Below are 16,378 nucleotides of genomic sequence, written 5' to 3'. Positions count from 1 at the left end.
GGCGTTTTCTTTTAGCGCGGTACCACCGGTTTGCGCGTCGGCTTCGGCCCTTTGCCTTTGGCGGCGTCCTTGCGTTCCTTGGCGGCCTGCTGGTTGCGGGCGAATGCCGCGGCCTTGGCCTGTTCACGCTTGTCCCAAGGGTTGCCACCATCACTGGCACGCGGCGGCAGGCCGTTGTGCTGGGTGAGGATTTTGGTGGTCTTCTCTTTGCTTTCCTTCGCCACTTTGTGGCTGCCAGCCGGTGTCGAGTTCTTGCGACGCGCGCTCTGATAGCTGTCGGTGGCCGGCTGATGGGCCGGGATCAGTTGATCCTTGCCCGGGCCGATCAGATCGCCACGGCCCATGCGGATCAGCGCTTCACGCAGCATCGGCCAGCCTTTCGGGTCGTGATAACGCAGGAACGCCTTGTGCAGACGACGCTGATCTTCGCTCTTGACGATGGTCACGCCGTCGCTCTTGTAGGTGACCTTGCGCAGCGGGTTCTTGCCCGAGTGGTACATCGCGGTGGCGGTAGCCATCGGCGACGGGTAGAACGCCTGCACCTGGTCGGCGCGGAAGCCATTGCCCTTGAGCCACAACGCGAGGTTCATCATGTCTTCGTCGGTGGTGCCCGGGTGAGCGGCGATGAAGTACGGGATCAGGTACTGTTCCTTGCCCGCTTCCTTGGTGTACTTCTCGAACATGCGCTTGAACTTGTCATAGCTGCCGATGCCCGGTTTCATCATCTGGTTGAGCGGACCTTCCTCGGTATGCTCCGGGGCGATCTTCAGGTAGCCGCCGACGTGGTGGGTCACCAGTTCCTTGACGTATTCCGGCGACTCGACCGCGAGGTCGTAACGCAGGCCGGAAGCAATCAGGATCTTCTTCACACCCGGCAAGGCGCGGGCGCTGCGGTACAGCTGAATCAGCGACGAGTGGTCGGTGTTCAGGTTCGGGCAGATGCCCGGGAACACGCAAGACGGCTTGCGGCACGCGGATTCGATTTCCGGGCTCTTGCAGGCGATGCGGTACATGTTCGCGGTCGGCCCGCCGAGGTCGGAGATGACCCCGGTGAAGCCTGGGACCTTGTCGCGGATCTCTTCGATTTCGCGAATGATCGATTCTTCGGAACGGTTCTGGATGATCCGGCCTTCGTGCTCGGTGATCGAGCAGAAGGTGCAGCCGCCGAAGCAGCCACGCATGATGTTGACCGAGAAACGGATCATGTCGTAGGCGGGGATTTTCTCCTTGCCGTACGCCGGGTGCGGAACACGCGCGTAAGGCATGCCGAACACGTAGTCCATTTCTTCAGTGGTCATCGGAATCGGCGGCGGGTTGAACCAGACGTCGATCTCGCCATGCTTCTGCACCAGCGCGCGGGCATTGCCCGGGTTGGTTTCCAGATGCAGCACGCGGTTGGCGTGGGCGTACAGAACCGGGTCGTTGCGGACTTTTTCCATCGACGGCAGACGGATCACCGTCTTGTCACGAGTCATGCGCGGGCTGGCCAGGATCTGCACGACCTTGGCCTCCTGCGGATCTTCAACCGGGCCTTTCTCTTGCTCGATGGCGCAGGCCTGAGTGTCCTGGGTGTTGACGTACGGGTTGATGATCTTGTCGACCTTGCCCGGACGGTCGATGCGCGTGGAATCGACTTCGTACCACCCCTGCGGCGTGTCACGGCGAATGAACGCAGTGCCGCGCACATCGGTGATGTCTTCGATCTTGTGACCGTAGGACAGACGCTGGGCGACCTCAACGATGGCCCGCTCGGCGTTGCCGTACAGGAGGATGTCGGCGCTGGCGTCGATCAGGATCGAGTTACGCACCCGGTCCTGCCAGTAATCGTAATGGGCGATGCGGCGCAGCGAAGCTTCGATGCCGCCGAGTACGATCGGCACATGCTTGTAGGCTTCCTTGCAGCGCTGGCTGTAGACCAGGCTCGCGCGGTCCGGACGCTTTCCGGCCATGCCGCCGGGCGTGTAGGCGTCGTCGGAACGGATTTTCTTGTCCGCGGTGTAGCGGTTGATCATCGAGTCCATGTTGCCCGCCGCGACGCCGAAGAACAGGTTCGGCTCGCCAAGCTTCATGAAGTCGTCTTTGGACTGCCAGTTCGGCTGGGCAATGATCCCGACGCGGAAGCCTTGCGACTCCAGCAGCCGGCCAATGATCGCCATGCCGAACGACGGGTGATCGACGTAGGCATCACCGGTAACAATGATGATGTCGCACGAATCCCAGCCAAGCTGATCCATCTCCTCCCTGCTCATTGGCAGGAATGGCGCTGGTCCGAAACATTCGGCCCAATATTTTGGATAGTCAAATAACGGCTTGGCTGCTTGCATGTCGACGACCGGTGTTGAAGTGAAAAATCGCGGGCGCGGAATATAGCACAAATTTTGACCAATTCCGACGGCAGTGGTCGGTTTCTCCAGGAGGCCGCCCATCCGGACATTACGCGTTCCATATGAACGCACGACGCACAACGGCAAGGAAGCCGACCACTCAGCGCATCTTTTATCGGATAGCGAGGCGTGAACGTTAAAGGATGACAAACAATGCCAATCAAACCGCCAGTCAAAGGCTCGACAACCGCATCGGTCCATGGGACGCGCGTCAGCGACTCGGTGAGCGGGCCCGTCAACAGGAATTCATTCGGCGGCACATTGGCGCCCCCTTCGCCAACCCGACGCCCTTCGTCACCGACCGATCCAGCTCATTCGGCCATTACTCCTGTGCCACCGCGAGTTGTGGTCAGCTCAACTGCGAACTCAGTACCCGCCCCCGCTCTGCCCGAACGTTCACTGAAGGACTACTGGATCACGTCGCTGGCGGTGCTGCCGGCGCCTGACGCCCAAGGTATTTCGGTCTACAGAGGACGCCAGTATGTTGAAGTGCCAGACGGCGGTACTGTGCAGATCGGAGTGGATCCGGCCAGTGGCTTTTATCGCGCGAAATTATCGAGTGAACTGATACCTTCAGGGCCGGTTTTAAAGCCCGACGTCGAAAGTTCGCTCTGGTATCCCGTTGAACGCCTGGTGCCGTTGACCTATCCGCTATCGACTGCACGACTGGAGACGTTTCGCACCGACCTGGATTTCAGCACGGCCGATCCGGGCAGTGATGGACTGTATCGCTTCAATGGCAAGCTCTACGCACGGATAGAGCAACATGCCTATCAAGTCCTGCATGATCTCGATGCTTCGTCACCGCAGAGGTCGGTGATGCGCATCGTTCGTCCCGGGGACGCGGTCGCCACCGATGCTGGCAATCTTTACGTGGCTTCGCGCCCCGGCAGTTCGGAGCCTGCCACTTTCGATACCCGCCACGGCTGGCAGGGCACGATTGTGTACGGTGCCGCAGGTATGCCGCGAACCGTGGCAGAGTCTTCAAGTGCCTTCTGGCAGCGTCTGGAAGTGGCTTCTGAACTTGACCAGATAAATCTGCGAATCCAGAAAGCGCACGAGAAACGTCAAGAGCTCATCACTGCATGGCTGACAGCGAAGGACCTGGAGGGCGAGCCCGCCAAGCGGTTAGCTGGCGAATTAAGGGCACTTATAAATCGCGAACTGCACAGCCACAAGGAACTGAAAAGTCTGGGGAAGGCCCTGAACTACTACAAAGGGCAAAAATCCGTCGTAAATACCCTTATTTCGGAGGAAGGTTACCGAAACAAAATGATCGCGTTGCAAAAGGGACAAATGCTCGCGTATCAACAACTCGTAGAATGCGGCCTGAGTCGTCGCGCACTGGAGGGTCCACTACTCGACCTCACCCCGGACAGGCTTCCACGGACCGTCAGCTTCCTCTACCGATTGATGGGCCACCTGAAAGAGCGCCAGCTCATAGCCGATAATCTGGTGAAAAAATGGAGGGTCTCGCCGGACGATTTGAGCGACATACTTTCATCGGCGGACACTCATAACGTCGTCGCCTCGTGGGTGCTCACCAAAAGTGTACTGCTGGACAATCCTCTGTCGGCCGGCAACGCTGTCCAGGCTTCTGACCTGGCTGTCCAGTTCGGTCAGGCGACCTTCGTTTACGCAGCGCTTGGCAAAATCCCGGAAGACCTGCACGTATCGGTTCTCAGTGGCCTGTCTCAGCAATGCGCCGCACTGCGCGACTGGTACGATCGACTTGACCTGCCAGCCGGCCCCGAACACGTCACCGCACGCAATGACATCAACGCCGAAATCCAGGCGTTCGAACACACTCTGGAAACTCGCCTGACGCGCCTCTATCTGGACCAGCCGGACGGCTCCGCACGACCCGCCCCGGAGCAGCCGATTGACTTCGACTACATTCCGCCACAAGACCGAAACGGCCCGCAAACAAAGGCCTGGCGCCTGTTTCGGGCGAAAAAGAACGGTGTCAGCAAGATCAACATCGGCGAGTCACGACGCACCGCTCTCGGTGAAGAAGTCATTGACGTCAGCAGCCCCTTTGATCCGAAGCAACCGATACAAACCTACGAGCACAGAGAGGGAGAATGGCGCCCGGTGCAGACGATTCGGAAAAAAGCCTTGCCCGCGCTGCTGGCAGACGCCGATCAACTGCTGCGCGAATCCGACTCGCACGTAAATACCGCCCTTCGGGAAGAGCGGGGGAAAATCAACCCGGACAATATTGTCGAAACACTTGAAGAGAAAGTCAGAGCGCTGGATGACACAGCCCTGCAGCTTCAGCGGTTCGAACACAGCGATGCCAATGCCAAGGCGTTGATCCAAAGGTTGAAACAGGACAGTCAGCGTCTGCGCAGCGCAGGTGAGGACATTCGCATCCGGATTTACAAGGACAAGAATTTTCTCTGCGTCGACCGGCTGATTTATCTGATCGACAGAGGGCACGTCCGGGCGCTGAAAGCAGCCACGCGACTGAAACGGGGCAAGCGCCAGGACAGAGAGTTCCTCGACATTTACGTGCTGACGGATGCCCATACCGGCGCGCCACTCTGGCACGCGCACTTTCATTATCCTGCCGCAGACACGCCCGCTCTGAACTTCAACCTGCGTGGCGCTCACCTGAAAACGCTTGAGCAAAGCGCGAAAGGCAGTATGTCGCAGCGCAGAGAAGAACAGGCGGGACGACGACACGTTGCCATTTGGCGCCATTACTTCGACAGACGCACCGCGCAGAAAATTTTCGATCTGGCGGCGGCCACCACTGATCGCGTCACGTAATTGCTGTTTCCTCGGCCGGGCATAGTGCCGTCCGACCGAAAAGTAACCAGGTGCGCCGTTCGCCGGGAAAAAATCCGATACACCCACGTCGTCATCACCCTCTGGCCATGACGCCGAGAACACCAGCGGCATCGGAAGGCTGCTGGCAAACTCTACAAGGAACGTAAACCATGCCAATCAAAACACTTTCAAAAGGTACTACTACCGCTGCTGTGCATCCGCGGCCGGATACCGCAGGGGATTTACCTGCTCTTCGCCCCGACATAACAGTGCGGCCAGGCTTCGAAATTGCGACGTCGACCCATCCGACATTCCGACCGGGCGGATCAACGGGCAGCATCGACCCCGATGCAATCACTTCAGCGCCTGTCGTTACCGTTCACCCATTGACATCGCAGAGCGAAACACCACACGCGGTCGGTCTGCCGCTGGAGGATTACCGGGTCGCGGCCGCTGTCGACTTGCCGGCAGCCAATCTCGAGGGTTTCAGAGTTCATAAAGGCCGCCAGTACGTCGACGTGGTCAATGTCGGGGCGGTGCATGTCGCCAAAGACGCCGACACCGGGCTGTACCGGGCTCACCTGGCAAGCGAATCGAAACCTTCCGGCCCGGTCCTGGTTCGTGATGCCGATAGCGGATTCTGGCGGCCAAACGATGCCGACGGAGTCATTACTGCCCCTCTTACCGATGCCAGCCTGCGAGCGTTTCGTATGGATCTGGACTTCAGTACAAGCGAACCCGACATTGACGGTTTGTTTCGCCACGATGGCAAACGCTACGTGGTTATCCACAACCACGCCTGTCAGGTGCTGCTCGATACGCAGGCGTCGACACCCGCGCAAAAGGTCTGGCGCATCGTCAGGGCCAGGGATCCGGTGGCCACAGACAGCGAAAACGTCTACCACGCCAGCCGCAGCGGCGAATCCCGCGCCATCATGCGCAACGCGCAAAACATATGGGTGCTGGTTTCTCCAGGCCTGGCCGGCGGCATGCGCCGCCGCGAGATGGCTCAGGCCAACATGGCGATATTGATGCAACGCTATGCGCCCATCGCCGCCGCGCACCAGGAACTGGTCGACTCCGCTACCCGCTTCGACCGTCTCTGGAGTGAAGCGCGTGCACAAGCGCAGGACAGCGCAGGAAAAACCGCAGCCTTGATCGCCGTGGAAGTTCATCTGCTCAAGCACATCAGAAAGCAGACGGATTTTGTCCAGTCCATTGTCGATAACAAGGACTGGATGATCCATTTGAAAGCCGGCGGGGTTTACAAGGAAGAACTGCACACCTTCCGCCTGGATCGCGTGCGCTATCTGAATCGGCTCATGGCCGTCATGGACTTGCGTGTTGCTCCGGCGTTCGCGACGCTGAGCGCCGATACCTGTAAAAAAATGATCACGCACCTGAACAAGAAGCTGAAGCTGCTCGAAGAGCGCCAAGGGATCATGGAGGAGGTCAGGAAGGCGTCCCCCGGCGCGGCGCCCACACTGGTCGAGCTCAGCCAGGAAGTGCCCTCGGCCGAGCGTATCAACTTCAACAAACTGACGTTATACGTCCACCTGTTCGCAGACACGCCAGCGCATTCGCCCAACACGACGATGCCCTCGCTTGCGTCCATCGATCTGGTCACCGGCGAATTGAAGAACATCCCGGAACGCTCGCACCCACTGGCATTGATGCTGACGCTTGATCAGATCAGAAGCGACAAAAGCCGTTTCGAATCCCAAGTGTCTACCGAGGGCGAGAAAGCCGAATACGCCCGGCAAATCATCGCGTTGGTCGATCCGATCGAAACCCGCATCGAGACCCGTCTGAACGAACTCTTCGCCACGTTCGATCGCCATACCGAACTGCCGAGCCTGGATCAGGACATCGACTTCAGCTTCCTTCCGCCCCGGCCAAGCGACAGCGTGACAGCCTCGCCACCAGCGACCCGCAAGGTGTTCCGCACCCGTCGACACGGCACTTCAAGAATTCTGATCGGCGACACCGAAACCACCGCAGATGGCAGCATCATCATCAAGGTCGCCAACCCGCTGCAACCTGACGGCCCGGCCGAACGCTATGAGCAGCGCCACGGCGAGTGGCTGCCGGTTCGCCCACTGCTTGCTGTTACACCAAAACCGCAACTGATTGCCGAAGCCAATCGGCTGTTGGCGGAAGTCGAAGTGCACATTGCCGAGACCAAGGCCCGAGAAGCGCAAAAGGATAATCCGACGAACATTGTCGAGGATCTGGGCAAGCCCAGTGAAAAGCTGAAGGAACAGGCAAGGCGCTTGCAGAATCTCGAAAAAGCACAGAAGGACGCTGAAGTTCAAAGTCTGATCGATCGTTTGCACAGCGCCGCCGACACCTTGTCTGCGCAAGGGCAAGGGGTGCTGGTGCGCATGTACAAGAACCAGGATGTGCTGGACATCATGCGCCTGAACTGGCTGATCGATCACGCCGAGCTCAAGGCACTGAAAACGGTTGACCGCAAACAGCTGGGCAAAGGCAAGGACAAATCCTATCTCGACGTTTACTCGATAAGAGACCGGGCTAACGATGCGCCGTTGTGGGAAGCGCATTTTCACTATGAGAAACAGAACAGCGAGCCGCTGAATTTCACCATCAAGGGCAGCCACCTCAAAACGCTCGAACAGAGCAGGCGCGGCATCGACTCCCAACGCCGCGACGAGCAGGCCGGCCTGCCGCATGTCGCCATCTGGCGTCAGACCTTCGACGGCAAGACCGCGAGCAGGATTTTCGCTCTTGCCAGCGACGCCGCCGTGGCGACCCGCTGATTCAACCAAACCGGCAATGACGCCGAACCGACCAGCAATTCCCGTTTTCGGGCGTTGCTGGCCAATACACAGGGAAGTTACCCATGCCAATCAAATCGCCGCCCAAAGGCAATACCTCCGGTAGCGCCGGGGTTCGCCCGGCAGCGACGCCGGACGTGACTACGCCGCGCGCCGACACAACACTGCGCCCGGGCTTTGACAGCTTCGGCCTGCCGACCCGCCCCCACCCGCCCGCAAGCGGTGCCGACCTTGATGCAATCACCCCGGCGCCTGCGGTCATGGTGCACCCGTCGACGTCGCTGCACGAAACGCCGCGCGCGGTCGGCCTGCCGCTGGAGCATTACCGGGTCACGGCCGCTGTCGGTTTGCCGGCAGTCAACGCTGAGGGTCTGCGCATCTTTAAAGGACGCCAGTACGTCGACGTGGTCGACGTCGGGATTGTGCAAGTCGTCCGGGACGCTGAGACCGGGCTGTTCCAGGCCAGGCTCCCCAGCGAATCGAAACCTTCCGGCCCGGTACTGCTGCGCGATCCAGACAGCGGGCTGTGGCATCCGCAGGAGGATTTCGAACCGATCACCTTTGCGCTCAGCGATACCCGGATGGCAGCGTTTCGCACAACGCTGGCGTTCAACCATGCCGAACCCGGCAGCGACGGGCTCCACCGCTTCGACGGCAAACTGTATGCGCTGATTGACAACCATGCTTATCAGGTGATGCGCGACCCGGACGCCTCGACACCAGTGGCCAGCGTGATGCGCATCGTGCGCAGCGACGACCCCGTCGCCAGCGACAGCGCCAACCTCTACGTCGCAACGCGTCCCGGCCGTTCGGAACCGATTGTGTTCGATGCCATCCAGGGCTGGGTTGGCATCACGGTGGCCGGCGCCGGCGGAATGATGCGCGGCGACGGCAATGTGCCGGCGCGTTCGAGCATGCGCGAGCGGCTGTCGCAGACCCTGAACCGGTTGCGCAGCCCGCAATCACGGGCGCGAAAACTGTTTCCGGACCACACCGATGAAGAAATCGGCCGTTACATCGAGTCCTTGGGCAGTGACGTCTCCGGCGGCCTGACCCAGCGCGAAAATGCTTACAAATCGCTCAAGAGCGAGCTTGATGCCTGGCTGCGGCAAACCGCCAACGCAGCGCCGCCTGGCACTTCACCGGTCCATGCGCAGCAGATCGCGCAAAGCCTCAAGCGCTGCTGGCGCCACCAGACCGGCGCCATTCTGTGGCTAGAGGCCGGCAACAGCACGCTGCCAGCGCTGCAAGCGGACTTGCGCCATGTCCGGCACCTGACGCTGCAATCGGTCGACTGGTCTGATGCCGCGAGTACCTTGCTCGGCAATTTCTCTGGACTGGAAGGTCTGCACGTCAGCGGCTCGACACTGGACACGCTGCCTGCAGCCCTTGTGCAAATGAAAAACCTGAACAGCCTTGATCTGAGTTCGAACCGCCTCGTCCTCAACGAACAAACGAGCGCTGAACTGAGTTCACTGACTCAACTCAAGCACCTGGACCTGTCCGGTAACCCATTGGGCAACACGCCGAACTTTTCCGCCATGGTTCAGCTAAAGACGCTGAACCTGAGCGACGCGCAGCTGCACCAATGGCCTGCGGGCCTGCACAGCCAGACCCGCTTGACGCATCTGGACTTGCGCAACAACCGCTTGACCGCAGTGCCGGAAGCGAACCTCAATCCACCCACCGAGCAGTTTGACGCGCTCGCCCGGATCAACAGCGTCACTCTGCTCGAAGGCAATCCATTCCCGCCCGGCTACTGGACGAAACTGGAAGACTTTTGGCAAAGGGTGGCGATCGAACAGCCGGAGCTGGGTAACGCCGCCGTGGCTGAGGCATTCAGACTCCCCAGTGACATGCCGGAAACCGCCGACGCGAAACGGGTCTACCCGGACAAGAATCCTCGGCAGTTGCGGGCCTTTCTCCTCGCTCTGAATGAAGACGGCAAAGCGCAACTGGCACGCCGTGTCGCAGCGCTGGACTCACTGCAATCCCAACTTGGTACTTACGTCGACGGCAACCCGCCCGACTCGTCCGGCGCAGACACACCGGCCAGAGTCCAGGCCCGCCGTGTCGCCGACATCATCCAAGCCTGTTGGCTGGATTCGACGCACACCCTGAGGCTGCCCTTGACCAAAGCGTCACTGCCGCCGCTCAGCGCCGACTTCAGCCATGTCAAAGCGCTGTTTATCAACGCCGCTACATGGTCGGGCGATGCCGAGACCTTCCTGTCCGGCTTTCCCAACCTCGAGCGCCTGGTCATCAATCACTGCAGGCTGAAAAGTCTGCCCGACGCCATTGCCGCCATGGATAAGCTCATCCACCTGGATCTGGCCAGCAACCGTATGCAATTGACGGTGGACAGCGCGACGGCCCTCAGTGCCATGAGTCAGCTCGAGGCAATCAACCTGAGCGACAATTCGGCCCTCGGTTTGACGCCTGATTTCAGCGGTATGTCCGGCTTGAGGCAAGTGCTGCTCAATCACACGGGCATCAAGCAGTGGCCGCGCGGATTGCAGGACAAGACCGAGCTGACGACTCTGGATCTGAGCAACAACCGCTTGAAGGAAGTGCCGCCAGCCTTCATCGATCCGCCAGCGGAGCAGTTGTTGACGGTCGCCCGGATCAACGCTGTGACGCAACTCACCGGCAACCGCTTTCCTGCCGGTTACGGAAAAAAGTTCGATGACTTCTGGAAACGCGTCAGCCAGGGCGCACCCGACCTGCTGGCCACCCCCCACTTCGATAGCGACAACTCCCTTGCGCAGCGTTATCGGCGGCTGTTTCCGAACAAGAACATGAAGCAGTGCAGAGAATATCTCTGGAGTCTCGACGCGGACGCAGCGCCCGCCAAGGTGCGTAGCCTGGAACGGGAATTCAAGGTCCTGAAACGTCAACTCGACGATTGGGTTTTTTCCGGCGGGGGAAATCTCGGCGGGTACATTCGCGCCGACCAACTGGCGCTCAACGCACAGACCCGCGCTGACCGGGTGACCGCCAGCCACCGGATCATCAGTTGCTGGCGCCAGGAAACACCGCAAAGACACGCCAATGACGGAACCCCCATCGGTCTGGAGCTGGACCTCAGCGATCTGCGCCTGCCAAGCCTGCCGGACCTTGACGTCGACTTCACTCACGTGGGCTCGCTCGTACTCAGGAACATGAACCTGAGCACGTCGCCGGAAGGTTTTCTGACGCGTTTCCGCCATATACGCTGGCTGGACTTGTCGCGTAATCGACTGCGCGAATTGCCACCCGCCGTTGGCGAAATGCACGGGCTGACGCGTCTGTCCCTGGAAAGAAACTTCATTTCCCTGACCGCCGACACTGCCCGCGTTCTGGCAGCTCGCACCACCTTGCGTGCACTGGAACTGCAGGAAAATCCGCAACTGGGTATCGTCCCGGACCTTAGCGGGATCCTCGACCTGCGCACTGTCAGTCTGGCCTATACCGGGATCGATACCTTCCCTACCGGCATCCTGAACCAGCCGCTGCTCGATACCATCAATCTGAACGACAACCGAATCACGGAAATTCCCGACGCCGTCATCGCGCCGCCGAACGATCAATTGGCAAACACCGTGCGCATCAACAACATCACCGATATTTCGAACAATCCATTGTCGGACGCGACGTACAACCGCCTGATCAATTACCGCCGTCGCCTGAGAGCCGCCGGCACACCGCTGACAGGCACGAGAAACCTCATCGACACCGCGAGCGTCAGGCGGCCGCCGCCCTTTCGCCGGGCCACGGCTGATCCGCTGGTGCGCTGGACCGCAGGCCTCTCCGACCATCAGGTGGCTACCCGCACGCGGCAATGGCAAACCCTGCGCGACCAGCCGCGCTCAGACGGCTTGTTCAACACCCTGGAACGTCTGAAGCATACCGGTACCGGCCACCCGCAACTTCAGGCACGAGTCTGGATGCTGATCGACAGCATCACCGAAAACACGCCTCAGTCCGAACGCCTGCGCAACGAAGTCTTCGATCGCGCAGGCGACGCGGCCTGCTGTGACCGGGCGGCGTTCACCTTCGCCAATCTGGAAACCGCCGCCATGATGCACAACGCAGTGGCCCGGGCCGGCGACAAGTCTCAAGGGCCGGAACTGTTCAAGCTGTCCCGGGCGTTGTTCCGCCTGCATGAAGTCGACAAAATCGCCTCGGCGGACATCGCCCAGCGTGAGGCAAGCATTGTTGCCCGCCGAACAGCGCAAGAGGCGGCACTGCCACCGCCGCATGTGTCGGAAGAAGTCGAAATCAGGCTGTTCTATCGTCACGGTCTGAAGGACCGTCTGCAGTTGCCGGGGCAACCGGAAGAAATGGGTTTCGCCCACTTGGCCGGAGTCTCCAAGGCGCAATTGGAAAGCGCCTATCAAACCGTCATTGCGCGGGATAACTCAGCCGAGGAGTTTCAGGCACTGGTGTCGAGGGAGTTCTGGCAAAAATACCTGACGCATAAATTTCAGGAAAACTTCGAAACCCGACGCCAGCCATTCCAGGACCGTCAGGCAGCCCTCGATGAGTCATTTGCAGCAAATGAATTGTCGTTCGCCGACTACGACGCGCAATCAAAAACGATGCAGGCGGAGTGGATGATCGAGGAAGCGGCCCTGATCGAAACGCTGAGCCGCCAGGAGCTGGCCCAATACAAGGCCAGCGGCACTGAGGAGGAAGCCGCTGGCACAAGTGCAAGCTGAATGAGGCGAGTGCTGGCCGACGGTGCTCGGCCAGCCTTTTACTCGTCGTCGTCGAAGTTGTAGCTGCCCGGTGCGAGGTTTTCAAAGCGCGTGTATTTGCCGATGAACGCCAGCCGAATGAAACCGATCGGACCGTTACGCTGCTTGCCGATGATGATTTCGGCGATGCCTTTGTGCTCGGTTTCCGGGTGATACACCTCGTCCCGGTACACGAACATGATCACGTCGGCGTCCTGCTCGATGGCACCGGATTCACGCAAGTCGGAGTTCACCGGGCGTTTGTTAGGGCGCTGTTCGAGGGAACGGTTGAGCTGCGACAGGGCCACTACCGGGCAATTGAATTCCTTGGCCAGGGCTTTCAGGGATCGCGAGATCTCGGAAATTTCGTTGGTGCGGTTGTCACCACTGGAGCCCGGGATCTGCATCAGTTGCAGGTAGTCGATCATGATCAGGCCAACGTCACCGTGCTCACGCACCAGTCGACGGGTGCGCGCACGCATTTCCGACGGGCTGATGCCCGCAGTGTCATCGATGAACAGCTTGCGGTCGTTAAGCAGGTTGACCGCTGAGGTCAGGCGCGGCCAGTCATCGTCTTCCAGTTGGCCGGAACGCACCTTGGTCTGGTCGATGCGACCGAGCGAAGAAAGCATACGCATGATCAGCGATTCGCCTGGCATCTCGAGGGAGTACACCAGCACAGCTTTTTCGCTGCGCAACACCGCGTTTTCCACCAGGTTCATTGCGAAGGTGGTTTTACCCATCGACGGACGACCGGCGACGATGATCAGGTCGGACGGTTGCAGGCCGCTGGTCTTCTCGTCGAGGTCGGTGTAACCGGTGGACAGGCCGGTGATCGCGTTGTCGGTGTTGAACAGGGTGTCGATGCGATCGATGGCTTTGGTCAACAGTTCGTTGACGCCGACCGGGCCGCCGGTCTTTGGCCGCGCTTCGGCGATCTGGAAGATCTGCCGTTCGGCTTCGTCGAGAATTTCTTCGGCGGTGCGGCCTTCAGGATTGAAGGCGCTGTCGGCGATTTCGGTGCTGATGCCGATCAGTTGGCGCAACGTCGCACGCTGGCGGACGATTTGCGCATAGGCCTTGATGTTGGCGACGGACGGCGTGTTTTTCGCCAGTTCGCCGAGATAACCGAGACCGCCAACCTGAGACGTCTGGCCTTCCTTGTCCAGTTGCTCGGACAGGGTCACGACGTCGATCGGCATGTTCTGATCGGCCAGTTTGGCGATCGCACGGAAGATCAGACGGTGGTCATGTCGATAGAAATCGCCGTCGGAGACTTGATCGAGCACGCGTTCCCAGGCGTTGTTGTCCAGCATCAAACCACCGAGTACGGCCTGTTCGGCCTCGATGGAGTGTGGCGGCACCTTCAGGGCAGCGGTTTGCAGATCGTATTGCTCGGGAGCGGAGATATCGTTCATGGCCACTTGAAAATTAGGTGAAAAGCAGGGGATTCAGAAAGACAAAGGGCACGACCTGTAAACAGGATCGTGCCCGATGTTAACCGCCTGACGGACAAGCCGCCAGCCGATCCGGTGTTGCTTAAGCTGCTACCACGACAACGCGTACGGTGGCTTCAACTTCAGCGTGCAGGTGCACGGCTACGTCGAATTCACCCACGTTGCGGATGGTGCCGTTCGGCAGACGAACTTCGCTCTTCTGCACTTCAACGCCGGAAGCGGTCAGTGCGTCAGCGATGTCGTGAGTACCGATCGAACCGAACAGCTTGCCTTCGTCGCCAGCGGTGGCAGTGATGGTCACTTCCAGCTCGGCCAGTTGGGCAGCACGGCTTTCAGCCGATGCCTTACGGTCTGCGGCGGCTTTTTCCAGCTCGGCGCGACGCTCTTCGAACGCAGCCAGGTTGGCAGCGGTCGCAGCGGTAGCCTTGCCGAAAGGCAGCAGGTAGTTACGGCCGTAACCGGCCTTAACGTTTACTTTGTCGCCCAGGTTGCCCAGGTTGGCGATTTTTTCCAGAAGGATCAGTTGCATGTGAAAATCCTCTAACTTTTAACCTTCACCGTTCGCGCTGTCGGTGTCTTTCGACACGTGACGACCGCGAAAATCAATCAGGCTGTCGACAATGGCCAGAACCACGAGCAACGGATAGATCAGCTGCATGAACAACAGCAGCGTGACGTACAACCCCACCAGCCAGAAACCGGCCAGTCGCTTCTGCCCGACCAGCCCGTGAATCAGGGCCAGCCCGGCGAACACCAGCGGTACACTGCACAACGGCGTCAACATGGCCATCTGTGCACCGAGATTCGGGCCCAGAAGCATCAACGCCAGCAGTAACATCGCCGGCCCCAGCGGAATGCGGATGGCGCGAAACTCGCGACCAAAACCGCCCGGGTTGTACAACAACGCCTGCCAATGCCGCCCGACAATCAGGCTCAGCACGCTGACGATTTGCAACAATGCCGCAATCAGTCCGGTCAGGACCGGTGCAATCAGTGACGCGAAACGCGCTTGCTCATCCACCGACAATTGCTTGTAGGTTTCCCCAAGAAGCGCCGGCATGACCTTTATCAAGGCCTGCGCGAGCATCTCGATCTGGGCCGCAAACGCGGCCCCGAGCACCACTGAAAACACCACGCCCATTGCTACGCTGACCAGCAGCGTACGGACCCAGGACTCGCTTGCGCGCAAAACCAGCGCAAGCCCCGAAGACCCCAGCAGCACCAGAAGCGCCCGTGGGTCATCGGCATACAGCCACCAGATCAACGCCGGCAGCAGTCCCAGAGACAGAACACCCAGGGCGTCCGTCAGTCCGCGCCGCAGCAGCACAAGGCTCCCCGCGACAGCACCCAACCAATACAACAACGGCAATGTTGCACATCCGGCCACCACGAGAGTGGCCTGCATACGGCCGCGCATGATGAACTCAGCTAAGGCGCGCATGCATTCAATCCTTTGCTACTTGTCGACTGCCCGGTCTCAGCGGCCGTGGCTGTCGGTGTAGGCCAGCAGGGCCAGGAAGCGGGCGCGCTTGATAGCGGTGGCCAGCTGACGCTGATAACGAGCTTTGGTACCGGTGATACGGCTTGGAACGATTTTGCCGGTCTCGGATACGTAGGCTTTCAGAGTGTTGAGATCTTTGTAATCGATCTCTTTCACGTCTTCAGCGGTGAAGCGGCAGAATTTACGACGACGGAAGAAACGTGCCATTTGATAGGCTCCTTAATAAGGTCCGTGGATTACTCGTCAGCGTTATCGCTGTTGTCGCTGTCATCACTGTCGGTGCCTTCGGCGCCTTCGTGCTCAGGACGGTCGCGACGCTCACGGCGCTCACTGCGGTTTTCTTCAGCCTTGAGCATCTCGGACTGGCCGGTAACGGCTTCGTCGCGACGGATGACCAGGTTACGGATCACTGCATCGTTGTAGCGGAAGTTGTCTTCCAGCTCGGCCAGGGCCTTGCCAGTGCACTCAACGTTCAGCATCACGTAGTGAGCCTTGTGAACATTGTTGATTGCGTAGGCCAGTTGACGACGGCCCCAATCTTCCAGACGGTGGATTTTGCCGCCGTCTTCTTCGATCAGCTTGGTGTAACGCTCAACCATGCCGCCGACTTGCTCGCTCTGATCCGGGTGGACCAGAAAGATGATTTCGTAATGACGCATGAATGCTCCTTACGGGTTGTAGCCTGCCGCTCAAAAACGGTCAGACAAGGAGTGAATGACACTTATGGACTTGCCGGCCCGGGGCA

At 59.7% G+C, this 16,378-nt stretch carries 9 protein-coding genes; 3 read left to right on the top strand and 6 right to left on the bottom strand.

What is annotated here, in order from left to right; genetic code table 11:
* Nucleotides 1-11: 11 nt before the first annotated feature.
* The gene (locus BLU52_RS01200; protein WP_090288402.1) at nt 12-2,324 is read right to left on the bottom strand and encodes a YgiQ family radical SAM protein; all 2,313 of its coding nucleotides are present in this window, start codon (nt 2,322-2,324) and stop codon (nt 12-14) included.
* Nucleotides 2,325-2,537: 213 nt separating this feature from the next.
* Here BLU52_RS01200 and BLU52_RS01195 point away from each other — a divergent pair, with 213 nt between their 5' ends.
* The 3 genes from BLU52_RS01195 to BLU52_RS01185 all read left to right on the top strand — a co-directional run bounded on the left by BLU52_RS01195 (nt 2,538) and on the right by BLU52_RS01185 (nt 12,657).
* A complete protein-coding gene (locus tag BLU52_RS01195) occupies nt 2,538-5,159 on the top strand; it encodes a hypothetical protein (RefSeq protein ID WP_157720666.1) in 2,622 nt (873 codons plus the stop codon).
* Nucleotides 5,160-5,545: 386 nt separating this feature from the next.
* Nucleotides 5,546-7,939: a hypothetical protein gene (locus tag BLU52_RS01190; RefSeq protein WP_231987999.1), complete on the top strand. Its 2,394-nt coding sequence runs from the start codon at nt 5,546-5,548 to the stop codon at nt 7,937-7,939.
* Between the two features lie 83 nt (nt 7,940-8,022).
* Nucleotides 8,023-12,657, top strand: a complete 4,635-nt coding sequence (locus BLU52_RS01185) for an NEL-type E3 ubiquitin ligase domain-containing protein (protein WP_231987998.1) — start codon at nt 8,023-8,025, stop codon at nt 12,655-12,657.
* Between the two features lie 38 nt (nt 12,658-12,695).
* Here BLU52_RS01185 and dnaB read toward each other — a convergent pair whose 3' ends face one another.
* The 5 genes from dnaB to rpsF form a co-directional block, all read right to left on the bottom strand.
* Nucleotides 12,696-14,093 carry a replicative DNA helicase gene (gene dnaB / locus BLU52_RS01180; RefSeq protein WP_090280796.1) on the bottom strand — a complete coding sequence of 466 codons (1,398 nt, stop codon included), beginning with the start codon at nt 14,091-14,093 and terminating at the stop codon, nt 12,696-12,698.
* A 121-nt stretch (nt 14,094-14,214) separates the two neighbouring features.
* Nucleotides 14,215-14,661 (bottom strand): 50S ribosomal protein L9, encoded by a 447-nt coding sequence (gene rplI, locus BLU52_RS01175; protein ID WP_003221136.1) that lies wholly within the window; start codon nt 14,659-14,661, stop codon nt 14,215-14,217.
* An 18-nt stretch (nt 14,662-14,679) separates the two neighbouring features.
* Nucleotides 14,680-15,573, bottom strand: coding sequence for a hypothetical protein (locus BLU52_RS01170; RefSeq protein ID WP_090280793.1), 894 nt, complete (start codon nt 15,571-15,573; stop codon nt 14,680-14,682).
* Nucleotides 15,574-15,609: 36 nt separating this feature from the next.
* Nucleotides 15,610-15,840 carry a 30S ribosomal protein S18 gene (gene rpsR / locus BLU52_RS01165; RefSeq protein ID WP_002551829.1) on the bottom strand — a complete coding sequence of 77 codons (231 nt, stop codon included), beginning with the start codon at nt 15,838-15,840 and terminating at the stop codon, nt 15,610-15,612.
* Nucleotides 15,841-15,869: 29 nt separating this feature from the next.
* On the bottom strand, nt 15,870-16,292 hold the full coding sequence (gene rpsF, locus BLU52_RS01160) for a 30S ribosomal protein S6 (protein ID WP_016771938.1): 423 nt from the start codon (nt 16,290-16,292) through the stop codon (nt 15,870-15,872).
* Nucleotides 16,293-16,378: the final 86 nt, after the last annotated feature.

The sequence above is a fragment of the Pseudomonas granadensis genome, from assembly GCF_900105485.1.
In the GTDB taxonomy this organism is placed as follows: Bacteria; Pseudomonadota; Gammaproteobacteria; order Pseudomonadales; family Pseudomonadaceae; genus Aquipseudomonas; species Aquipseudomonas granadensis.
The sequence above is the reverse complement of the archived record's forward strand: the minus strand, read 5'-3'. Positions and strand labels throughout refer to the sequence as shown.

Bases quoted from the DNA above. Each gene is read 5' to 3' on its own strand.
- dnaB (WP_090280796.1), bottom strand. From the start codon at position 14,093: ATGAACGATATCTCCGCTCCCGAGCAATACGATCTGCAAACCGCTGCC.
- BLU52_RS01195 (WP_157720666.1), top strand. From the start codon at position 2,538: ATGCCAATCAAACCGCCAGTCAAAGGCTCGACAACCGCATCGGTCCAT.
- rpsR (WP_002551829.1), bottom strand. From the start codon at position 15,840: ATGGCACGTTTCTTCCGTCGTCGTAAATTCTGCCGCTTCACCGCTGAA.
- BLU52_RS01170 (WP_090280793.1), bottom strand. From the start codon at position 15,573: ATGCGCGCCTTAGCTGAGTTCATCATGCGCGGCCGTATGCAGGCCACT.
- BLU52_RS01200 (WP_090288402.1), bottom strand. From the start codon at position 2,324: ATGCAAGCAGCCAAGCCGTTATTTGACTATCCAAAATATTGGGCCGAA.
- rplI (WP_003221136.1), bottom strand. From the start codon at position 14,661: ATGCAACTGATCCTTCTGGAAAAAATCGCCAACCTGGGCAACCTGGGC.
- BLU52_RS01185 (WP_231987998.1), top strand. From the start codon at position 8,023: ATGCCAATCAAATCGCCGCCCAAAGGCAATACCTCCGGTAGCGCCGGG.
- rpsF (WP_016771938.1), bottom strand. From the start codon at position 16,292: ATGCGTCATTACGAAATCATCTTTCTGGTCCACCCGGATCAGAGCGAG.